A 21132-nucleotide genomic window follows, 5' to 3' on the forward strand; every position below is an offset into this window, starting at 1 on the left:
ATCAGTTGATTAATTTTCTGAGTTGGGCACTAAACCAGTCTGCCAAACCAACTAAGATCATGAACGCAATCAAAATAGTCGCCACTTCGGAACCATTAAACATTTTCATGGAGTTATCCATTTGCTGGCCTAAACCACCTGCACCAACAAACCCAAGCACTGCAGAAGAGCGGACAGCGCACTCCCAGCGATAAACGGTGTAACTTGTTAGCTCACTCGAGTTTTGAGGCAGGACGGCATACAAGAAGGTTTGTAAGCGGCCCGCTCCATTGCGAAGCAGTGCTTGACTTGACTCATGACTCCCACTCTCTAAGATTTCAGCATAGATCTTCCCAAGCATGCCTGCATACGTTAGTGCGATTGCCAACACTCCTGCGGCAGGGCCAAGACCAACTACCCTCACAAATACCAAAGCCCACACTATTTCAGGAATACTGCGCATCAGGATCAATACGATTCGAATAACTTGTCGAATCACGAACGGTAAAGTTGCCATTCGACCTGTTAACGCAGAAATAGACAGCACACGGGTGCTTACCAAGGTAAGCGGGATTGCTAGCACGAGAGCCAAAACCATCCCGGCAGTTGCAATGGCAACAGTACGCCAAGCCTCTATAGCAACTAATTTTAGAAAGTCGGGCTTAGTATTAGGCGGGACAAAGTCAGCCAAAAACTTTAGGGTAACCTTTAGATTGTCTGCCTCAAAAAAAACCCAAGGCTTAAATTCTGTTGAGATTAATGCTGGTACTAATAAAACAATGGCCAGAATAGCAAGACTAAGACGTGAATGCCATGCGGGATCTTTTAAATCTAAATGAGCGGAAGCTAAAGTCATTGAAAATATTGAGGCGGTAACCGATTAGACTTCACTCAGCATGGAAGACATGAGCCTCTAACTGAGTAATTTCATGCTCACTTTGTGCATATAAATTTTGAAGAATATTTTTCATAATCTGATCAGATGGCAAATCAAATGCCAGCTCCCCAGCTTGCAATCCAATCACCCTAGAAAATTCCTTGGTTGCAACATCGACTTGGTGCAATGTCACAATTAAAGTGACGCCCCGTTTCTTTGCCTCTGCAATCAGTATCTGAATAGCCTGCCTTGATCTTTTGGGATCCAGGGCAGATAAAGGCTCATCGACCAACCAAAGATCAGCTTGGCTCATTAAGATTTTTGCTAAACCAACCCGCTGACGCTCCCCACCGGACAGACGATCTACCCTGCTCCACAATTTTTCACTAAGATCAAATAGCGATAAGGTATTGAGAGCTTCTTGAGAATATTGTGGGTAAATTAAATTCAATATGCTCTTGCTCAATCCCATTTCACCGAGCCGACTGGCGGACAAGGAAGTAACTACGCGTTGTCGTGGAGGCAGTGGCGGAATTTGAGGTGCATAAAAAAAGCGCTGCCGTAGCTGACGTAATGCCCCTCCAGAAATTGACCATGGATTGATTCCGCCTAGAGACAGAACCCCGGACTGAGGTTTCATTGCGGCTGCAATAATTTGCAACAAGCTAGTCTTACCAGAACCCGACGGCCCAATGATCGCTACATGCTCACCGGTTTTTACTTGAAAAGAAACATTCTTTAAGGTAAAGACTTCATCCTGCTCACGAGCAGGATGATAGGCATTAATATTTTCTAAATGTACGTCCACGACTATTTGATTAAGCCTGCACTACGGCCAGCAAGCTCTAGATTTTTATAGTTATCGGCTTTTGTTGGAATGTATTTGGTAGCACGATTTAAAGTCAATATTTCTTTGCCTTCGGGAGTGTTCATATCCAATGCAAATAGAGCCTTGGCAATCTTCTCACGTTGAGCGGCAGGCATATCTGCATGAACCGACCAGTTGTAATTAAAGTAAGGGGGTGTTGTGTAAAAAACATCTACCTTGCTCGTGTCTACCTTACCTTCGTTAACAAACTTATTCCAAACGGTAATGTCTAGTGCTGCTGCATCCACTCGACCACTCACTACTGAGGCAATCGTCGCATCATGAGCACCTGAATAAGCCACGCGCTTGAAATCAGTTTCTGGATTAATTCCAGCTTCTAAGAGGAAGGTACGCGGCATCAGATGCCCAGACGTACTGGATTGAGAACCAAAACTGACTTGCTTGCCCTTTAAATCCGTTAGCTTAGTAATTCCTGAATTTTTCTGCGTAATAAAAACGGAGCGGAATTTAGTATCTTCCTCGCGCTGCGCAAATGGAACTACTTTTCCGCCTGAACGAATGTTTGCCTGTACATAAGTAAATCCACCAAACCATACTAGGTCAACTTGTTTATTCACCATAGCTTCTACTGCAGCTGGATAGTCGTTAACTGGCGTGAACTCCACTTTCATACCAAGATTCTTTTCGAGATAACTGCTGAGTGGTCCAAACTTTCTCATTTGCTCGGTAGCAGCCTCTTCCGGGATAGTTGTCACTCGGAGCACTTGCTGCGAATAACTCAGAGGAATGTGCAGTAAACAAGCCAACACCGCTATTGATCGTATCCATTGAAGCGTATTCATGATTTTCCTGTATTAATAAGACGACTATTTGACACTACAGCAAACTGTTGCAATCCGCAGGCACGGAAATCAATTACCTCATTCCCACTCAATCGTTGCCGGAGGTTTTCCGCTGATGTCATAGACCACGCGATTGATGCCACGCACTTCATTGATGATGCGGTTCGATACCTTACCTAGCAGATCATGCGGCAAGTGGGCCCAGTGTGCAGTCATGAAGTCTTGTGTTTGCACTGCTCTGAGGGCAACAACATATTCGTAGGTTCTACCGTCACCCATGACGCCCACCGATTTCACTGGCAAGAACACGGCGAAGGCTTGGCTAGTGAGGTCATACCAAGATTTTTGAGAAGCTTCATCAATCGTATTACGCAGCTCTTCAATGAAGATGGCGTCAGCACGTTGCAAGAGGCTGGCGAATTCGGCTTTGACTTCACCCAAGATGCGCACACCAAGACCGGGTCCTGGGAATGGATGGCGATATACCATTTCACGGGGTAGACCTAAAGCAACCCCTAGTTCACGCACTTCATCTTTAAACAATTCGCGTAAGGGCTCAAGTAACTTGAGATGCATATCTTCAGGTAAGCCGCCTACATTGTGATGACTCTTAATCGTATGCGCGCCCTTCTTACCTTTACCGGCAGACTCAATGACGTCTGGGTAAATTGTTCCTTGAGCAAGCCACTTAGCGTTTTCGATCTTGCCAGACTCAGCCTGGAAAATCACCACAAATTCTTTGCCGATGATTTTTCGCTTGGCTTCAGGATCTGCAACACTGGCGAGCTCAGACATAAACTTCTCTTTAGCATCAACCCGAATGACTTTGACACCGAGATTGCGGGCAAACATTTCCATCACCATGTCGCCTTCATTTAAACGAAGCAGGCCATGATCAACAAATACACAAGTGAGTTGCTCACCAATGGCGCGATGTATTAATGCCGCTGCCACACTAGAGTCAACACCACCGGATAAACCTAAAATGACTTCTTCATCGCCGACTTGCTTACGAATATGCTCAACTGCTTCACTAATGTAGTCGCCCATGACCCAGTCTGGTTTGCAATGACAGATCTCATGCACAAAGCGAGCTAGGATAGCTTCGCCTTGTAAGGTATGCGTCACTTCTGGGTGAAACTGGAATGCATAAAAACGGCGCTCTTCATCAGCCATACCTGCAATTGGACAGGACTCTGTTGAGGCCATCAGTTTGAAAGCTGGCGGCATTGCAGTTACTGAGTCGCCATGACTCATCCATACCTTCAGAATGCCGTGGCCTTCACTAGTAGAAAAGTCCTGGATACCTTTTAACAAATTGGTATGGCCATGAGCGCGCACTTCTGAATAACCAAACTCACGGGCTTTACCAAGAGATTCAGCGGAAGCAACTGCGCCACCCAATTGGGTTGCCATGGTTTGCATGCCGTAGCAAATACCTAAAACAGGAACGCCCAGTTCAAAAACGATTTGCGGTGCACGAGGGCTACCCTCTTCTGTTACCGAGCTTGGTCCACCAGAGAGAATGAGCCCCTTACCACCCTGCTCTTGAATGAACTTGCGAATGAATTCTGGATCGCAATCGTAGGGATGGATTTCAGAGTAGACGCGGGCATCACGCACGCGCCGAGCAATCAATTGGGTGACTTGTGAACCAAAGTCGAGAATCAGTATTTTGTCGTGCACGAAAGGATTACCTTAAATTCAGCCTGCTTTTACTTCTTAATCAATATGGTAATTTGGCGCTTCCTTGGTGATCTTCACATCATGAACGTGCGACTCGCGCACACCCGCTGAAGTGATTTCCACAAAATTCGCTTTCTCATGAAGCTCATCAATCGTCTTGCATCCAAGATAGCCCATTGATGAACGAATACCACCAGTCAGTTGATGCAAGATGGCAAGTACGCTACCTTTGTAAGGCACTTGACCCTCAATACCTTCAGGCACTAACTTCTCAGCATTCGCTGCACTGATATCGCTTTGGAAATAACGATCTGCAGAGCCATCTGCCATTGCACCCAAAGATCCCATGCCGCGGTAACTCTTATATGAACGACCTTGATAGAGGAACACTTCACCAGGAGCTTCTTCAGTACCAGCAAACATACCCCCCATCATCACTGAGCTTGCACCAGCAGCTAAGGCTTTTGCAACGTCACCTGAGTAACGCACACCACCATCAGCAATGAGAGGAATGCCTGTGCCTTTGAGTGCAGCAGCCACATTCACAATGGCACTAATCTGAGGTACACCTACACCTGCAACAATCCGGGTGGTGCAAATAGAGCCAGGACCAATGCCGACCTTAACGCCATCAGCGCCATGATCAGCCAATGCTTTAGCAGCTTCACCTGTGGCAATGTTTCCACCAATCACTTGTACGTGCGGGTAGTTTTTCTTAACCCACTTCACGCGATCCAATACGCCTTGGCTATGACCATGCGCGGTATCCACCACAATCACATCGACGCCTGCACGAACTAAAAGCTCAATGCGCTCATCGTTATCAGGACCTACACCAACGGCGGCTCCAACGCGCAATTTACCTTCGCTGTCTTTACAAGCATTTGGATGCTCAGTCGCTTTCAAGATATCTTTAACGGTGATGAGGCCACGTAATTCAAACTTGTCATTGACAACCAGTACGCGCTCTAAGCGGTGCTGACTCATCAAACGCTTTGCCTCTTCTAAAGAACAGCCTTCTTTAACTGTAATCAAGCGCTCACGTGGAGTCATTTTGGATTTCACTGGCGCATCTAAGTCTTCTTCAAAGCGCAAGTCGCGGTTGGTAATAATGCCCACCACCTCTTTGCCGGTAAGCACCGGAAATCCGGAGAAACCATGTTCACGAGAAAGTTGAATAACTTGGCGTAGCGTGGCATGCGGATCTACCGTAATAGGATCGCGCAAAATGCCGGACTCGTAACGCTTCACCTTGGCTACTTCCCTAGCCTGTTCAGCAAGCTTGAGATTTTTATGAACAATGCCAATACCACCCTCACTGGCCATAGCAATTGCCAAACGGCCTTCAGTGACGGTATCCATGGCTGCCGACACCAACGGTGTATTGAGTGAAATTTCTCGAGTTAACTTACTTGCCAAGCTGGCATCTCGAGGGAGTACCGAAGAATAAGCCGGTACGAGGAGCACATCGTCAAAAGTGAGTGCTTTTTGAATGAGTCGCATGCAAAACCCCTAGTCGCAAAAACCGATTATAGCCTCCTAGCCTTTCTTTTAGCTGCAGCAGCCTGGAATTTGGCATCTTGATTCTGATTAGCCTTCTTACGACGGACAGCCTTGGGGTCAACTAGGAGTGGTGAATACAGCTCCAAACGATCGCCCTCGTAAATAGGGCTATCCCAATCCTTGCGCTTGCCAAAGACGCCAAAACAGCCTTTTCTGGCCAAGACGGAATCATTGGGGCCTTGGGCAATTCCAGCCTTTATGAGGGCAAGCCCAACGGTAGGAGCCTCGGAGGGCGATAAGTGCAGCGTGAAAGGGCTTAACTCAGGCTCACCCAAGCGGGCATCACAAATCAGAATCTCCATAGACTGACTAGCCATAGAGGTCTTCAGCTCGCTTGACGAAACAATCAACAAAGGTGCCTGCAATATGCCCGAATACTGGGCCAATGATCTTATCCAGGATGACGCTCTTAAACTCCCAGTGGAGCTTAAACTCCACCTTACAGGCATCATCCTTAAGGGGGATGAAGTTCCACTGCCCAGAAAAATGCTTGAATGGGCCATCCACAAAGACCATATCAATGCTTTCGGGGCGACGATTGGTGTTTCGGGTATGAAAATACTGATTAATGCCCTTAAAGTGGATATTGATTTTGGCATCCAAAACAGTCTCGGATTGCTCAAAAATTTCCACCCCTCCGCACCAAGGCAAGAACTCTGGGTAGCGCGCAACATCAGTTACCAAACCATACATGCGGTCCGCGGATTGGCCAATTAAAACGGTCTTGTTGACGTCTGCCATAATCGATCTTGAGAAGCTAAATAAATATGAGTATCGTCGATAACAAAAAAGCCTTCTTCGATTATTTTATCGAGGAACGGTTCGAGGCAGGGCTGGTTCTGGAAGGCTGGGAAGTAAAAGCCATTCGCGCCGGTCGCGTGCACATCAAAGAAGCGTATGTTGTCATCCGTCAGGCGGAGCTGTTCCTAATAGGCTGCCACATCACCCCTCTGCTATCAGCTTCCACTCACATAGTCCCAGACAGCACCCGCACCCGCAAACTCCTTCTTAATGCTACTGAGATCAAAAAACTCATCGGCAAAGTGGAGCAAAAAGGCTACACCTTGGTCCCATTGAACCTGCATTTCTCAAAAGGGAATGTGAAATGCGAGATTGGACTAGCCCGCGGCAAGAAACAGCATGACAAACGCGCTGCTACCAAAGAGCGTGAATGGGAAGTCCAAAAGGGTCGCATTGCCAGAGGCGATCTCAACGCCTAATTTGCTGCGGCAATAAGAATCTATATATGCACCAATAAAGTGCATGACGATGGACTTGGGAGAGTAATCTCAGCCCAAAACAAAATGCCTAGATTTGCATCTAGGCATTTTTTCATCTCGCTAGTGATTAGCCGATTGGGAGTTAAGCTTCCTTCTTACCTAACATCTCCCAGGTAGCTACTACGCTATCCGGATTAAGGGAGATCGAAGTAATGCCCTTAGCAACTAGCCAACGTGCAAAGTCTGGGTGGTCTGAAGGGCCTTGACCGCAAATACCGACATACTTGTTTTGCTTGAGGCAAGCTTCAATAGAGCGAGCAATCATGAACTCTACTGCAGGGTCGCGCTCATCAAAGTCAATTGCTAACAATTCCATACCGGAGTCACGATCTAGACCCAAGGTTAACTGAGTCATATCGTTTGAACCGATTGAGAAACCATCGAAATGCTCAAGGAATTGGTCAGCCAAGATGGCATTAGAGGGAATCTCGCACATCATGATCAGGCGGAGGCCATTCTCACCACGCTTGAGGCCTAACTTTGCCATCATGTCGATGACACGCTCAGCTTGTTTGATGGTGCGAACAAAGGGCACCATGATCTCAACGTTATCTAGACCCATATCTTCACGAACACGCTTCATTGCAGCGCACTCCAAAGCAAAGGCTTCACCGAAATCTGCTGATACGTAGCGGGATGCACCACGGAAACCCAGCATTGGATTCTCTTCGTCCGGCTCATAGCGTGAACCGCCAATGAGCTTCTTGTACTCGTTTGACTTAAAGTCGGACAAGCGCACGATCACGGGTTTTGGATAGAAAGCAGCAGCAATCGTTGCTACACCTTCAACCAATTTATCTTCATAGAACTGGCGTGGACTTGCATAGCCACGAGCAACACTCTCTACTGCGCGCTTGAGATCAGGATCAATATTTGGATACTCCAATACAGCGCGGGGATGAACACCAATGTAGTTGTTGATGATGAACTCAAGGCGAGCCAAACCAACGCCGGCATTGGGGATCTGGCAGAAATCAAAGGCCAACTGAGGATTACCGATATTCATGGTGATCTTGACTGGGATCTCTGGCAATACGCCACGAGAAACTTCAGTCACTTCAGTTTCAATCAAACCATCATAAATATGACCTTCATCACCTTCTGCACAAGAGACGGTCACCATCATGCCGTCTTGTAAATGCTCAGTCGCATCACCGCAGCCTACTACCGCAGGAACACCTAATTCACGAGCAATAATCGCAGCGTGACAAGTACGACCACCACGGTTAGTGACGATCGCAGAAGCGCGCTTCATCACTGGCTCCCAGTTGGGATCAGTCATGTCGGCAACCAATACATCACCAGGCTGCACACGATCCATCTCACTTGGGTCACGAATAATACGAACCGGGCCCGCACCAATCTTTTGACCAATGGCACGACCTTTAGTCAATACCTTTGAGCTACCTTTTAACTTATAGCGCATCTCTACCTGACCGGCAGCTTGGCTCTTCACTGTCTCTGGGCGAGCTTGCAGAATGTAAATACGGCCATCCTGACCATCTTTACCCCACTCGATATCCATTGGACGACCGTAGTGCTTTTCAATGATGACGGCGTATTTTGCTAATTCGGTAATGTCAGCATCTTCCAATGAAAAACGGTTACGCTTTTCAGGAGCGACATCCACGGTCATTACCTTCTCAGCAGAGCCTGCTGGGGCAAATTGCATTTGAATCAACTTGGAGCCTAAAGAGCGACGAATAATCGCCTTCTTATCTTTTGCCAAGGTAGTTTTGAATACATAGAACTCATCTGGGTTCACTGCGCCCTGAACTACTGTCTCGCCTAAGCCATAGCTGGAGGTGATGAACACCACATCTTCAAAGCCAGACTCCGTGTCCAAAGTAAACATCACGCCAGCAGCACCCAGGTCAGAGCGCACCATACGTTGGATACCAGCAGATAGCGCTACCTCAGCGTGGGCAAAGCCCTTGTGAACACGATAAGAAATCGCACGGTCGTTATATAAAGAGGCAAATACTTCACGAATCTTCTTCAAAACATCATCAATACCTTCAACGTTCAAGAAAGTTTCTTGCTGCCCTGCAAATGAAGCATCAGGCAAGTCTTCTGCAGTTGCCGAAGAGCGAACGGCGAATGAGCCCTTGCCAGAGTCATCCAATGTTTTAAATGCGATACGAATCTCTTCATCAAGACGCGCCTGAAATGGGGCAGTCTCAATCCAACCGCGAATTTCTTTTCCAGCTTCGGCCAGAGCACGAACATCATCAATATTGAGATTTTCCAAACGCTTTTGAATGCGCTCGGTCAAGTTATTGTGTTCTAAGAAATCACGAAACGCCAATGAGGTAGTTGCAAATCCAGTAGGCACACGTACACCCGTGGAGGACAACTGAGAAATCATTTCGCCAAGTGAGGCATTTTTACCGCCGACTGACTCAACATCCGTCATGCGGAGTTGCTCAAAAGGCAAAACGTAGGCGTTTGCTACATCGTTACTTTGTTGCTGTTGGTTGGACATAAAATACTCTCTAAGGATAAGGAAACTGGTCGAGCGGCCGGATAAAATACGGCATACTTCATTAACTACATATTGTAGTGCTGACCAAGACCTCTAGGCCAATCTCATGTCTACCCAAACGCGTATTGTTTTTATTGTTTCTGATGGCACCGGTATTACCGCCGAGAACTTCAGCCAATCGATTTTGGCCCAATTTGAGGCCACTTTTAAGCATATTCGAGTACCTTTTGTGGATAGCCCTGAAAAAGCCCATGACGCTGTTTCTAGCATCAATCAGGCAGCCTCTAAATATGAAGTTCAGCCTATTGTTTTCACCACTTTGGTCAATCCCGAACTGAACACTATTGTCGGCAAAGCCAATGGCCTGATTTTGGATATGTTCCAGACTTTTGTGGCGCCTTTGGAGCAGGCTCTTGGGGTTAAATCAACCCATGCCATGAACCGCCTGCATCACAATGCGGATACTGAGGCCTACAAAAACCGGATAGAGGCCATCAACTACTCCTTGGCCCATGATGATGGCCAATCCAATAAAAATCTAGCTGAAGCTGACGTTATTCTGGTGGGTATATCGCGGGTGGGCAAAACACCAACCAGCCTTTACTTAGCAATGCAATATGGCATGAAAGCAGCCAACTACCCCTTAATTCCAGAAGACTTTGAGCGTGGGCAGTTACCCAAAGATTTAATTCCGTATCGTAGTAAGATTTTTGGCTTGATGATTGATGCTGAACGCTTGTCAGAGATTCGTAATGAGCGGCGTCCTGGTAGTAATTACGCCAAGTTAGAAAACTGCCGCTATGAAATCAATGAAGCTACCGCCATGATGAAAAAAGAATCTATTCCTTGGGTGGCTACAACCAGTAAATCGATTGAAGAGATCGCCACTACCGTATTGCAATCCATGAAATCAGATAAAACAATTCTTGGCTAGAAAAGCATTCTTTAATATCTGCTTTCTACCCAATGCGGACGGTCAAAAAAACCACCCGAAGGTGGTTTTGTTGTTTCTTGGTGGCCCGGGGCGGAATCGAACAACCGACACAAGGATTTTCAAATATCCTACGATAGACCGCTTTCGCTTTGATTTCAAAGACTTGAGCCACCAACCTCAACTTGTCAAAATTGTGCATCCGAGTCTTATCGATCAAGCGCCACGGTTGCTCTTATCCATACCCAATATCTGATTGATGCATATTAAACAGAACAATACATTTATAACTGGCGTCATAGCTCCCTTTATAAACAATAAAAGCCAATATAATCAATATATAAGATCACTATTGACTGATTAATAATGGAAAAATTTCAAAGCATGGGAGGCTCAGAGCTAACTTATAGCAAGTTAGTAAGCAAGCTTGATCCAAAATATTTTGCGGGCATTAATTTAATATTTAATTCGGCTCATGAGTCATTTTTGAAAAAAGATTGCGTCAATATAGTCTGGAATCAACACAATATCGATCAAACAGCAATATCAAATATGGCCAACCAAGAGTATATAAAAAAAGTTGATTACTTTGTCTATGTTTCACATTGGCAATTTGAAAAATATCGATATAAATTTGGCATTCCTGAGCATAAATCTATAGTCATCCAAAATGCTGTTGATGAATTTAGCGCCACTGTAAAACCAAAAAAAATTAAGTTGATCTACACATCGACTCCTTGGCGAGGTCTGGAAGTATTACTTGAATGCTTCCACCAGCTTGATAGAGATGATTTAGAGCTGGATGTATTTTCTTCGACGTCAATCTATGGTACTGATTTTGATAAAAGTAATGGTCCTATATATGCCGAACTTTTCGATAGAGCAAAAAATATGAAGAATGTTAATTACCGAGGATTTGCAAATAATGAAGATGTGCGTATTGCGCTTCAAAATGCCCATATTTTTTCGTATCCATGTGTCTGGGAAGAAACCTCATGTATGTCAGCAATTGAGGCGGGAATGGCCGGCCTTAATCTTGTTACAACCAATTTAGGAGCTCTTTATGAAACCTGCGGCTCTTGGGCAAAATTTATTAGCTATGATCCCAATAATTCGAATTTAATAACAAAATATACTCATGCACTTAATAAAACAATTAACCAATTTTGGGAAGAGGAAAACCAGGCCAAACTTTTAGAACAGTCGAAATACTTTAACCAATTCTACGGCTGGAATGGTCGCATTAAAGAATGGGTAAACTTTTTAAGTCAGGTTAACAAAAAATAAATTCTGTCTGAAATCTTTTATATTCGTAGCAATCTATCCTAGCGAATCTAGTATTTCTTACCTTTTCTGCCCTTAGAAACCTCAATTTCTTAATCGCCAAGCATCACTTCAATTGATGCTTGGCGATCGCAAGAATATCCCATTAGTTTGTCGTTTTAAACGACATCTCGAATCAAAGCAAGGCGCAAGACCATGCCAAGCCATAAAAGAAAATAGCCCAACAATTGGGCTATTGAGATTCTTGGTGGCCCGGGGCGGAATCGAACCGCTGACACAAGGATTTCTAATCCCCTGCTCTACCGACTGCTAATGGCCGAAAGCAGGCCATCAGGAAAAGAATGTCAACTAAGCGCGTCTCACCCTTAGGGTCTCAAACAAGCAAACTGCCGCTGCTGTAGAAACATTGAGCGATTCGACTCTTGGATCAATCGGAATAGAGACGCCTTTGGCTTGAGCCATCAAATCCTCAGAGACACCCAGGCCCTCACTTCCCATTACCCAAGCAACCGGATGAATCAATACCTTGGGCATATTAAATAGATCGAGCTCGCCGTCGGCAGTAGCGGCCAACAAAGGCGCAGTGACCGCACTGAGCACATGCTGAGATGACCAGCCTTCATAAAGATCTAGCAAGCGATGGGCGCCCATGCCAGCCCGCAATACTTTACTTGACCATAGGTGGGCACAACCGGACAGTGCAATCACTTGAGTAAAGCCTGCTGCAGCTGCAGTGCGCAAAATAGAACCCACATTACCTGCATCCTGAATGCGATCCAAAATAATGACGTCTCCTTCAAGCGTAGCAACCGACTTTTGCGGGTTCAATGCAGATTGCGGAAGATCTAGCAAGCCCGCAAGCTGCGGCGCATTGACCAGATCACTAAGCAAATCCCATAAACCGGTATCCAGTTGATAAACACGAGTCTCTGGACAAATTTCTACATGGTCATATACAGCCTGAGCAATTTCTGGATTTTGCAAACCCAACTCGGAGGTAATTAATGTCTTGAGGGCTGGATTACCCACCCAAGTTTGTACTAAATGAATGCCTTCTAACAAAGCTTGTCCACAAGCAAATCTGGCCTTTTGTCCTTTAGGGCCAGTGGCTTGTAATTGACGAATCTCCTTAAATAAGGAATTGTCTTTTGAGCTGATATATTCAATTTTCATAGCTGGGATTATCGACCATGCAGTGCTAATACATTGCGCACAGGAGAAAAGCTGCGGCGGTGTTGATCACATGCGCCAAACTCCTTCAGTGCAGCAAAATGCGCTTCAGTTGGATACCCCATATGCTGAGCAAAACCATACTGGGGATGCAGTTCATGCAGGGCTATCATTTGACGATCACGTGTGACCTTTGCCAAGATCGAGGCAGCTGAGATTGCCGGCTCTTTAGCATCACCCTTCACTATAGCTTCTGCAGAGATTGGCAGCTCAGGACAGCGATTACCATCAATCAAGGCTTTATCTGGCCAGCCACCTAAACGTGTAGCAAGATCTTCAATGGCACGGCGCATGGCCAACATCGTCGCTTGCAAAATATTGATCTCATCAATCTCGGCTGGGCTCGCCTCGCCAATGCCCCAGGCTTTGACCTTCAGCTGAATTTGCTCAAACAAAAACTCACGTCTGATAGCTGATAACTTCTTAGAATCTTTTAGTCCGCTAATGGGATTATCCGGATCAAGTACAACGGCACCAGCAACTACTGCCCCCGCCAGTGGGCCACGTCCTGCTTCGTCGACACCACATACCCAGATCAAGCTCACACAGTAACCCGATGCTTTGCGGCGGTAATGGTTTGCGCTACAGCCTGTGCAACCAATAAACCAGTTGGTCTACGCAAGGTCTCATGCATTTCTGCAAAACGGGTTTTTAGTTGAGCGACTTTACTAGGGTTATCTAACCAAGAAAGCAAGGCATCGGCCAACTTGCTCGGAGTAGCATCGTCTTGCAGAAGTTCAGGAACAACAAACTCACCGCAGAGAATGTTGGGCAAACCAACATATGGCAGATAGCCCTGTCGTTTCATGATCTGCGCTGTCAACCAAGGCACCTTATAAGAAATCACCATCGGCTTTTTCCAGAGCGCCGCCTGTAATGTCGCTGTACCACTAGCAATCAGCACAACATCGGCAGCTTCAAGAACTGTATCAGCCTCGCCATCAATCAGATGAATTTGAAGATCAGGATTTTGATCAAGTGTATTTTTAAGCAATGCTTCTAGCGGCTCACGTAGGCGTGGTGTTGCCACCGGGATTACAAAATGGAGAGACTGTCCCGGCATACGCTTTGCAAGCTCAGACATGGTCTCAAAAAAAACTGGCGCAATCAATTCAATCTCTGAACCGCGACTTCCCGGCAATACCGAGATAACTATTCCACTCAACATATTGCCTGAAAGATTTAAGATTTTTTCTATTTTTTGCTTGGCAGTTGCTGGGTTGGGTTCTAAAGGTATCTCACTGGCCAGCGGGTGTCCGACATAAGTTGCGCTAATGCCAGCGCGCTCATAAATCTCCGTCTCAAACGGGAAGATGCAGAGCATGCGTTCAACTGCCTGCTTAATTTTGGTAATGCGCCCTGCTCTCCAGGCCCAAATCGATGGGGAAACAAAATGCAAAGTCGGAATACCTGTTTTGCGCAAAGCCAACTCAACACCTAAATTGAAATCCGGTGCATCAATACCAAGATACATATCTGGGCGGCCTTCACCCAAGAGATTGGCAATCAACTCTTTGTGCAACTTCAGAATAGCGGGTAACTGTTTAATTGCCTCAACGTAACCACGGACACTCAATGTCTCCATTGGCCAATCTGAGCGCAGGCCCTCGGCCTGCATGCGAGGCCCACCAATACCATAGACGTCCAAATTAGAAGTGTCGGGTATCTGCTTTAGTGCCCTCAATACTGGCGCTGCCAACAAGTCCCCCGAAGGCTCTCCGGCAACACAAGCAAGTTTAGACACTAGATTTACTCTATCGAATAATGCCGCGCGTAGAGGCGGCAATAAAATCATGGAACTCGGTCAGCTTTTCTGCAGTTTGGGCATCGGATCCACTAGCGAGAACCATCTTCTGAATCTCCACCTTAGCTTCTTCAAAGCTGAGACCATCTTTATAGAGAACCTTATATGCCTGACGTAGTGCAGAAATCGTTTCGCTAGAGAAGCCACGACGTTTCAGACCCTCCACATTAATGCCATGAGGAGAGGCTTTATCTCCAGCTGCAATGACAAACGGTGGAATATCTTGGACTAATGCAGAAGCACCGCCCAACATAGCATGCTGTCCGATACGAACAAATTGATGCACGCCAGACATGCCACCCATGATCGCCCAATCACTCACTTTTACGTGACCAGCAATTTGTGCGTTACTCGAAAAAATCGTATGGTTACCGATTTGGCAGTCATGTGCAATGTGCACATAAGCCATGATCCAGTTGTCATCGCCAATTCTAGTGACACCCTCATCCTGCGATGTGCCAGTATGAATGGTCGTGAACTCACGAATGGTGTTGCGATCTCCAATAATCAACTGGGTAGGTTCGCCACGGTATTTCATATCCTGGGGAGCGCCACCAATAGCGGCAAAGTGGGCAAAGTTATTTTCTTTGCCAATCGTGGTGTAACCCTCAATCACAGTGTGAGAGCCAATTTTGCAGGCAGCACCAATTTTGACGTTAGGCCCAATGACAGAATACGGACCAATCTCTACGTCGCTGGCGATCTCCGCTTTACTATCAACTAGAGCAGATGCATGAATCCGAGTCATTGCGCACCTTTCGTACGAACGGCACAAGTGATATTCGCTTCAGCGGCTAACTCACCGTCCACCGTAGCCTGCACTTGGAACTTATAGATACCAGCACGCTCACGCTCTAACTTAGCCGTCATGATCAATTGATCACCAGGTAATACCGGCTTCTTAAAGCGCGCACCATCAATGCCCGCAAAGTAATAAACCGCGTTCTCTTCACGCACTTCGGAAAAGGTCAGGAGTGCCGCTGTTTGGGCAAGCGCTTCAATAATTAAAACCCCGGGCATTACTGGAAAATCTGGGAAGTGACCCTGAAAGAACGGCTCATTCATAGTGACATTCTTAAGCGCGGTAATGCTTTGACGAGGCTCAATCTCCAATACGCGATCAACTAATAGAAATGGATAACGGTGCGGCAGCAACTTCAAAATTTGATTGATGTCGATAGCGATAGGTTTGCTCATGTATTTACCTGCTGAATAAAGTTTCTATATTTTGTAAGATGGTGATGATTTATTTGGATTTATCTAATAAACGTAAGCGTTGACGGATTTTATCGAGACCTCGCAGAATGGCTGCGTTTTTCTCCCAAGCGCTGTGGAGCATTGAAGGGTACACGCCCGTGTAATGCTGCCCCGGCTCCGTAATCGAACGAATAATTGAGGTATTACCCGACACGGTTGTTCTATCTGCAATGGTGAGATGGCCGGCAAAATTCGCTGCGCCACCAATAATGCAAAAGTTACCAATCTTGGTGCTTCCCGAAATAGCAGCGCAACCAGCAATCACACAGCAATTACCTACCACTACGTTATGCGCAATTTGAACTTGGTTATCAATCTTGGTACCATTACCAATGATGGTGTCACTCATAGCGCCACGATCGATTGTGCTTGACGCACCCACCTCGACATCATTGCCGATGAGAACAGCGCCAGTTTGCGGGATCTTGACCCACTCAGCACCCGAAGCGGAAAAGTCAGGGGCAAAACCAAAACCATCTGCGCCAATAACCGCTCCGCTATGAATAATGCAGCGCTCACCAAGCTTGGTTTCTGAATAAATGGAAACATTGGGATAAATCAAAGTATCACTGCCAATATTGGAATTTCTAGCGACAGAAGTATTTCCCAACAAGACAACTCGCTCCCCTAATTTAACGCCAGGACCGATTTGCACAAATGATCCGATATGACATGTTGCTGGAATACTCACGCTAGGATCAATTGCGGCACTGGGATGCACCCCAGGTGCGTAAACGGGTGCAGAAGCCTTAGCAAAGTACTGCGCCATTCTGGCAAAAGTGGCGTAGGGATTTTTAGAGACAAAAAATACTCGCCCTGCCGTGTTGCTTCCAGGGCTCGCCTGGAGAAAATCTAAATCCGCCTGACTGACAATCAAAGCACCTGCAGCGCTATCACTAGCTTGTTGGCGATACAGCGGATTTGAAAGAAAGGAGATTTGACTTGATTGGGCCCTCTCGAGAGGAGCGAGACCTAGAAGCGAGAGGGAGCCATCCCCCACCAAGCTTACTTGAAACTGTTCGGCCAGCTCAATGGCAGTGGGCATAAAACTTACTTAAGACTATTCAAAGCCTTGATGACATCATCAGTAACGTCAACCTTGGGATTGGCATAGGCTGGATCTTGAATAATGACATCAATTTTTCTTTGTTCAGCAATTTGCTTCAGGGCTTGATTAGCCTTTTCAGCAATCTTGGCACGCTCTTCAAAGTTGCGCTGATTAAGATCCTCAGTGTACTCACGCTGTTTGCGCTGCAATTCACGGTCTTGGTCGGCCAACTCACGCTGACGACGTGCGCGCTCAGCCTCAGACATTACCGCTGAATCACGATCTAACTTTTCTGCGGCAGATTTAATTTTTTGGGCGCTTTCACGAATTTCGTTTTGGCGTTTTGTAAATTCATTCTGCAACTTAGTCTGACTAGCTTTAGCCATGTTTGATTCGTTAAATACCTTTTCAACGTTCACAGCTGCAACTCGAGTTCCAGCATCTTGAGCCAATGCCGATGGCAAAGCAATAAGTGATGAAACAGCAATTAAGCCGTACTGGATCCATGTGGAAGATTGACGAAGCTTCATAAAACTTTCCTTAAACAATTAAAACGCTGTACCCACTTGGAACTGCAAACGCTGAATGTTATCCGTCGGCAATGATTTGACCGGAATACCGTAACTAAACTTGAGCGGGCCCAATGGTGATATCCATGATAAACCCAAGCCATAAGAATATCGCAAGACGAGATTGATATTCTCGTTATAGACGTTACCACCATCTACGAAACCAAATACTCGCAGGGTTTTGTCTACACCAGAGCCTGGGACTGGCACGGTGTACTCCACGTTATTGACGATTTTTGACTGTCCACCGGTAGGCTGATAGCGACCGATTAACGAGTTGTAATAAGTAGGTCCAAGTGAACCAGGGGAATAGCCACGAACTGAGCCGATACCACCGACATAGTAGTTTTTGGTAATCGGAAAGGGATTATCGCCATAAGCCTCTCCGTAACCTAACTCCCCGTTATAGGACAGAATATTACCTTTTGAAAAAGAGTGGTATTTTTGGTATTGACCAAATATACGGTAGAAAGTCATATTCCCAATAGGAGTTCCTACCTCAGCATTCAATTGCTGCAAGGAACCAGTAGAAGGTATCAAAGCGCTGTCTCTACCATCTCTTGACCAGCCAACAGTTAATGGCACGTTATACGTGGTGAGTGTTCCAGGATATCCAGGTGAAGCTATGCCATAATTTTGAGCATAACTTAAATACGGGATGGGAGTACTGCTTGTGGTTTGAATCTGGAATGCCTCAATACCCGTTCCAAAAAATACTCTGTCAACTTCGGTGTACGGAACACCAAACTTAATATTTGAGCCAACCGACTTAATTTGATAGTCAGGATCGCCAACATAGTACAAAGGCTTGGATGAACGATAGAACAAATCAGTGTATCGACTAATACCGTCCTCAGTAAAGTAAGGATCGTAGTTTGACAAGGCCAAGCTTTGATTGATCTTGCCAAGGGAGAAATTCAAACCAACTGCGGTACCCGTACCAAATGCATTTTCCTGGTTAATACCGGCAGAGAGGATTAATTTTTCAGTTGAAGAGAAGCCTGCACCAATCGTGATGGCACCGGTTGGCTTCTCAGTGACCTTCACATTGACGTCTACCTGATCTGCTGACCCAGGAACATCCTGAGTAGAAACATCACTCTCTGAGAAATATCCCAAACGACCTAAACGTTTTTTTGAGAGATCAATCTTTTCACTATCGAACCAAGAACTTTCAAACTGGCGCATCTCACGACGAACCACTAAGTCGCGAGTCTTGGCGTTACCGGTAATGTTGACTTGGCGCACATAAACGCGTCTACCAGGGTCGACTACCAAGGTCAGATCTACTTCGCTTAAGTCACGACGAATATCCGGCTGTGGGTTGATGGTTGCAAATGCGTAGCCATACGAACCCAAAATTTCAGCAATCGCCTTAGTGCTTTCGGTCAACTTAGCAGATGAAAAGGTATCGCCTGGCTTAAGAGTTACCAGTTGGATAAGCTCGGCCTCTTTGCCCAATAAGTCTCCAGCTAGACGCACATTCTTGACCGTGAACTTATTTCCTTCGCGAATACTAACCGTGAGAAAAATACCTTTTTTATCCGGAGTAATAGAAACCTGAGTAGATTCGATTACAAACTCAAGATAACCGCGATTAAGGTAGTAGGAGCGAATATTCTCTAAGTCAGCTGTCAGCTTTTGCTTTGAATACAAATTGTCTTTACTGTACCAAGAAAGCCATCCACCTGTCTTCAATTGCATCTCGCTTTTGAGAGTGCTTTCGCTAAAGACTTTGTTACCAATAAAATTAATCTCTTGGATCTTGGCAACTGGGCCCTCATCGATATTGAAGTAAATCGCCACTTGATTACGTTCTACCGGGGTAACGGTTGCAACCACCTCAGCGGCGTACATACCCTTTCCAACATATTGACGCTTGAGCTCTTGCTCGGCTTTGTCAATCAGCGCTTTGTCATAGAAACGGGCTTCAGCTACACCCACTGCCTTTAAAGATTTGCGGACAATTTCTTGGTCAAACTCTTTCATCCCAGTAAATTCGATACGGGAGATAGTTGGGCGTTCCTCAACGATCACAATCAAAACATTGCCTTGAGCCTGTATCTGTACATCTCGGAAAAAACCAGTGCTATACAAAGCCTTAATTGCCTCAGCACTCTTTTCATCAGTCAAGGTGTCGCCCACTTGAACAGGTAAATAGCTAAATACAGTTCCTGGCTCAACACGTTGCAAGCCCTCGATTCGAATATCTTTGATCACAAAGGAGTCGGCAGCCTGTGCATTTACACAAAAACTGGCAGCAACAATCAGGACTAACTGAGCAAGGAAGCGAGTCACAGAGCGAATGGAGGGAATCAGAAAATTCAAAATGAAAGGTAGCGTTGCAAATCGTTAAACAAGGCTAGCAAGGAAAGGGATATCAGAAGCAAAAAACCCACTTTTTGGAGCTTTTCCTGCAGTGATAAAGATATTCGCTTACCAGCAACCAACTCCCATGCATCATACAGGAGCTGACCCCCATCGAGCATTGGTAAAGGCACTAAATTCAAGAGTCCAATACTGATACTCATGAGAGCTAAAAAGGCCACAAATGGCTGCCAGCCGACCTGGGCCGACTTACCTGCCATATCAGCAATACTTAAGGGCCCACCGAGCTGCTTTAGGGTCGTTTTACCCGTAAATAAACCCAGCATTAACCGGAAAGAGACCTTGGTTATCAGAGAAACGCGCTGGTATGCAAAACCTAAGGCATCTATCGGCCCTAACTTGAGCTCAATCCACTCCGAGGGTGGGGTCACTTGGGGGAATAAACCGAGAGCCTGAAATGGATCAGAATCAGGTGCAATTGGAGGTAAATCGCCCTGCTTAAAGGATTTAACGTGACGGGCACCAGCAGCATCCTGGATTTCTAGGGCAAAGCCTTGCTCACCAGTAAGTGCGTTTAAGAGAAGCCAACGCAATGCATTCCAACTTGGGACCGGGTCAAACTCATCAAGAATAGGGGCACCACTGTAGTCAGACGACAGGGATTGCCAACCTCGCACCTGATCACCTGCCGCCACCCCTAGTTTTGCGGCAATCGATTGCTCAGGAGGAGTTTGAAGTCGAGCAGGAAGCTGGGGCACACCCGAAACATAAATTACCGAGAACAAAATAACTGCCAACAGGAAGTTAGCGAAAGGTCCTGCAGCCACAATCATGGAGCGTTGCCATAGGGGCTTTACATCAAAAGATTGAGGACGCTCTTCTACTGGAATTATTTGTTCACGATCACGGCCGTCTAACAATTTGACATAGCCACCTAAAGGAATGGAGGCAAGAACCCACTCAGTGCCGTTGCTCGCGCGATAAGTAAATAGCGGCTTACCAAATCCTAAGGCAAAGCGAAGAACTCTAACTCCACATAAACGAGCTGCTAGAAAATGACCATACTCATGAAAACTGACCAGCACACCAAGTGTGACTAAGAATGCAGCAAGTGTGATTAAGGCTTGCATTAAAAGATCA

The 21132-nt window shown here is 46.1% G+C and carries 20 protein-coding genes; 3 read left to right on the top strand and 17 right to left on the bottom strand.

The genetic code is table 11. The features are described 5' to 3' along the window. Position 1: 1 nt before the first annotated feature. The 7 genes from C2759_RS06905 to C2759_RS06935 form a co-directional block, all read right to left on the bottom strand. Positions 2-835 (bottom strand): ABC transporter permease, encoded by an 834-nt coding sequence (locus C2759_RS06905; protein ID WP_215354121.1) that lies wholly within the window; start codon positions 833-835, stop codon positions 2-4. Between the two features lie 31 nt (positions 836-866). Then, on the bottom strand, positions 867-1664 hold the full coding sequence (locus C2759_RS06910) for a phosphonate ABC transporter ATP-binding protein (RefSeq protein ID WP_215354123.1): 798 nt from the start codon (positions 1662-1664) through the stop codon (positions 867-869). A 2-nt stretch (positions 1665-1666) separates the two neighbouring features. Continuing rightward, positions 1667-2527 carry a putative selenate ABC transporter substrate-binding protein gene (locus C2759_RS06915; RefSeq protein WP_215354125.1) on the bottom strand — a complete coding sequence of 287 codons (861 nt, stop codon included), beginning with the start codon at positions 2525-2527 and terminating at the stop codon, positions 1667-1669. A gap of 78 nt (positions 2528-2605) precedes the next feature. Beyond that, the gene (guaA, locus tag C2759_RS06920; RefSeq protein WP_215354127.1) at positions 2606-4213 is read right to left on the bottom strand and encodes a glutamine-hydrolyzing GMP synthase; all 1608 of its coding nucleotides are present in this window, start codon (positions 4211-4213) and stop codon (positions 2606-2608) included. A 36-nt stretch (positions 4214-4249) separates the two neighbouring features. After that, complete coding sequence (gene guaB, locus C2759_RS06925; protein ID WP_215354129.1) at positions 4250-5716, bottom strand: IMP dehydrogenase; 1467 nt, start codon at positions 5714-5716, stop codon at positions 4250-4252. A 26-nt stretch (positions 5717-5742) separates the two neighbouring features. After that, a complete protein-coding gene (locus tag C2759_RS06930) occupies positions 5743-6093 on the bottom strand; it encodes an RnfH family protein (protein WP_215354131.1) in 351 nt (116 codons plus the stop codon). Continuing rightward, positions 6086-6517, bottom strand: a complete 432-nt coding sequence (locus tag C2759_RS06935; protein ID WP_215354133.1) for a type II toxin-antitoxin system RatA family toxin — start codon at positions 6515-6517, stop codon at positions 6086-6088. The genes C2759_RS06930 and C2759_RS06935 overlap by 8 nt, the downstream gene beginning before the upstream one ends. Before the next feature lie 26 nt (positions 6518-6543). Between C2759_RS06935 and smpB the strand changes: the two genes are divergently transcribed. Next, the gene (gene smpB, locus C2759_RS06940; protein ID WP_215354135.1) at positions 6544-6996 is read left to right on the top strand and encodes an SsrA-binding protein SmpB; all 453 of its coding nucleotides are present in this window, start codon (positions 6544-6546) and stop codon (positions 6994-6996) included. Positions 6997-7138: 142 nt separating this feature from the next. Here smpB and ppsA read toward each other — a convergent pair whose 3' ends face one another. Next, positions 7139-9541, bottom strand: coding sequence for a phosphoenolpyruvate synthase (ppsA, locus tag C2759_RS06945; RefSeq protein ID WP_215354137.1), 2403 nt, complete (start codon positions 9539-9541; stop codon positions 7139-7141). Positions 9542-9647: 106 nt separating this feature from the next. Here ppsA and C2759_RS06950 point away from each other — a divergent pair, with 106 nt between their 5' ends. Together C2759_RS06950 and C2759_RS06955 are read left to right on the top strand one after the other, a co-directional pair. Then, positions 9648-10475 carry a pyruvate, water dikinase regulatory protein gene (locus C2759_RS06950; protein WP_215354139.1) on the top strand — a complete coding sequence of 276 codons (828 nt, stop codon included), beginning with the start codon at positions 9648-9650 and terminating at the stop codon, positions 10473-10475. A 363-nt stretch (positions 10476-10838) separates the two neighbouring features. Next, a complete protein-coding gene (locus tag C2759_RS06955; RefSeq protein ID WP_215354141.1) occupies positions 10839-11759 on the top strand; it encodes a glycosyltransferase family 4 protein in 921 nt (306 codons plus the stop codon). A gap of 345 nt (positions 11760-12104) precedes the next feature. On the opposite strand, the gene C2759_RS06960 is transcribed toward C2759_RS06955, so the two are convergent. Genes C2759_RS06960 through C2759_RS07000 form a run of 9 tightly spaced genes read right to left on the bottom strand, consistent with a single transcriptional unit; the run spans position 12105 to position 21122 of the window. After that, on the bottom strand, positions 12105-12929 hold the full coding sequence (locus C2759_RS06960; RefSeq protein ID WP_215354143.1) for an RNA methyltransferase: 825 nt from the start codon (positions 12927-12929) through the stop codon (positions 12105-12107). A gap of 8 nt (positions 12930-12937) precedes the next feature. Then, on the bottom strand, positions 12938-13531 hold the full coding sequence (gene rnhB / locus C2759_RS06965) for a ribonuclease HII (RefSeq protein ID WP_215354145.1): 594 nt from the start codon (positions 13529-13531) through the stop codon (positions 12938-12940). Then, positions 13528-14730 carry a lipid-A-disaccharide synthase gene (lpxB, locus tag C2759_RS06970; protein WP_371816897.1) on the bottom strand — a complete coding sequence of 401 codons (1203 nt, stop codon included), beginning with the start codon at positions 14728-14730 and terminating at the stop codon, positions 13528-13530. The genes rnhB and lpxB overlap by 4 nt, the downstream gene beginning before the upstream one ends. A 10-nt stretch (positions 14731-14740) precedes the next feature. Beyond that, on the bottom strand, positions 14741-15538 hold the full coding sequence (gene lpxA / locus C2759_RS06975; RefSeq protein WP_215354149.1) for an acyl-ACP--UDP-N-acetylglucosamine O-acyltransferase: 798 nt from the start codon (positions 15536-15538) through the stop codon (positions 14741-14743). Then, positions 15535-15987, bottom strand: a complete 453-nt coding sequence (gene fabZ / locus C2759_RS06980; RefSeq protein ID WP_215354151.1) for a 3-hydroxyacyl-ACP dehydratase FabZ — start codon at positions 15985-15987, stop codon at positions 15535-15537. Before fabZ ends, lpxA begins: the two co-directional genes overlap by 4 nt. A gap of 49 nt (positions 15988-16036) precedes the next feature. Further along, a complete protein-coding gene (lpxD, locus tag C2759_RS06985; protein ID WP_215354153.1) occupies positions 16037-17092 on the bottom strand; it encodes a UDP-3-O-(3-hydroxymyristoyl)glucosamine N-acyltransferase in 1056 nt (351 codons plus the stop codon). Positions 17093-17097: 5 nt separating this feature from the next. Then, on the bottom strand, positions 17098-17625 hold the full coding sequence (locus C2759_RS06990; protein ID WP_215354155.1) for an OmpH family outer membrane protein: 528 nt from the start codon (positions 17623-17625) through the stop codon (positions 17098-17100). An 18-nt stretch (positions 17626-17643) separates the two neighbouring features. Further along, the gene (gene bamA / locus C2759_RS06995; RefSeq protein ID WP_371816898.1) at positions 17644-19992 is read right to left on the bottom strand and encodes an outer membrane protein assembly factor BamA; all 2349 of its coding nucleotides are present in this window, start codon (positions 19990-19992) and stop codon (positions 17644-17646) included. Continuing rightward, complete coding sequence (locus C2759_RS07000) at positions 19989-21122, bottom strand: RIP metalloprotease (RefSeq protein ID WP_215354157.1); 1134 nt, start codon at positions 21120-21122, stop codon at positions 19989-19991. Before C2759_RS07000 ends, bamA begins: the two co-directional genes overlap by 4 nt. Positions 21123-21132: the final 10 nt, after the last annotated feature.

Origin of the sequence: Polynucleobacter sp. MG-Unter2-18 (genome assembly GCF_018687675.1) — a bacterium.
In the GTDB taxonomy this organism is placed as follows: Bacteria; Pseudomonadota; Gammaproteobacteria; order Burkholderiales; family Burkholderiaceae; genus Polynucleobacter.

Bases quoted from the DNA above. Each gene is read 5' to 3' on its own strand.
- C2759_RS07000 (WP_215354157.1), bottom strand. From the start codon at position 21,122: ATGCAAGCCTTAATCACACTTGCTGCATTCTTAGTCACACTTGGTGTG.
- C2759_RS06935 (WP_215354133.1), bottom strand. From the start codon at position 6,517: ATGGCAGACGTCAACAAGACCGTTTTAATTGGCCAATCCGCGGACCGC.
- C2759_RS06905 (WP_215354121.1), bottom strand. From the start codon at position 835: ATGACTTTAGCTTCCGCTCATTTAGATTTAAAAGATCCCGCATGGCAT.
- lpxD (WP_215354153.1), bottom strand. From the start codon at position 17,092: ATGCCCACTGCCATTGAGCTGGCCGAACAGTTTCAAGTAAGCTTGGTG.
- C2759_RS06915 (WP_215354125.1), bottom strand. From the start codon at position 2,527: ATGAATACGCTTCAATGGATACGATCAATAGCGGTGTTGGCTTGTTTA.
- guaB (WP_215354129.1), bottom strand. From the start codon at position 5,716: ATGCGACTCATTCAAAAAGCACTCACTTTTGACGATGTGCTCCTCGTA.
- C2759_RS06950 (WP_215354139.1), top strand. From the start codon at position 9,648: ATGTCTACCCAAACGCGTATTGTTTTTATTGTTTCTGATGGCACCGGT.
- C2759_RS06990 (WP_215354155.1), bottom strand. From the start codon at position 17,625: ATGAAGCTTCGTCAATCTTCCACATGGATCCAGTACGGCTTAATTGCT.
- C2759_RS06955 (WP_215354141.1), top strand. From the start codon at position 10,839: ATGGAAAAATTTCAAAGCATGGGAGGCTCAGAGCTAACTTATAGCAAG.
- smpB (WP_215354135.1), top strand. From the start codon at position 6,544: ATGAGTATCGTCGATAACAAAAAAGCCTTCTTCGATTATTTTATCGAG.
- C2759_RS06930 (WP_215354131.1), bottom strand. From the start codon at position 6,093: ATGGCTAGTCAGTCTATGGAGATTCTGATTTGTGATGCCCGCTTGGGT.
- ppsA (WP_215354137.1), bottom strand. From the start codon at position 9,541: ATGTCCAACCAACAGCAACAAAGTAACGATGTAGCAAACGCCTACGTT.
- C2759_RS06960 (WP_215354143.1), bottom strand. From the start codon at position 12,929: ATGAAAATTGAATATATCAGCTCAAAAGACAATTCCTTATTTAAGGAG.
- lpxA (WP_215354149.1), bottom strand. From the start codon at position 15,538: ATGACTCGGATTCATGCATCTGCTCTAGTTGATAGTAAAGCGGAGATC.
- fabZ (WP_215354151.1), bottom strand. From the start codon at position 15,987: ATGAGCAAACCTATCGCTATCGACATCAATCAAATTTTGAAGTTGCTG.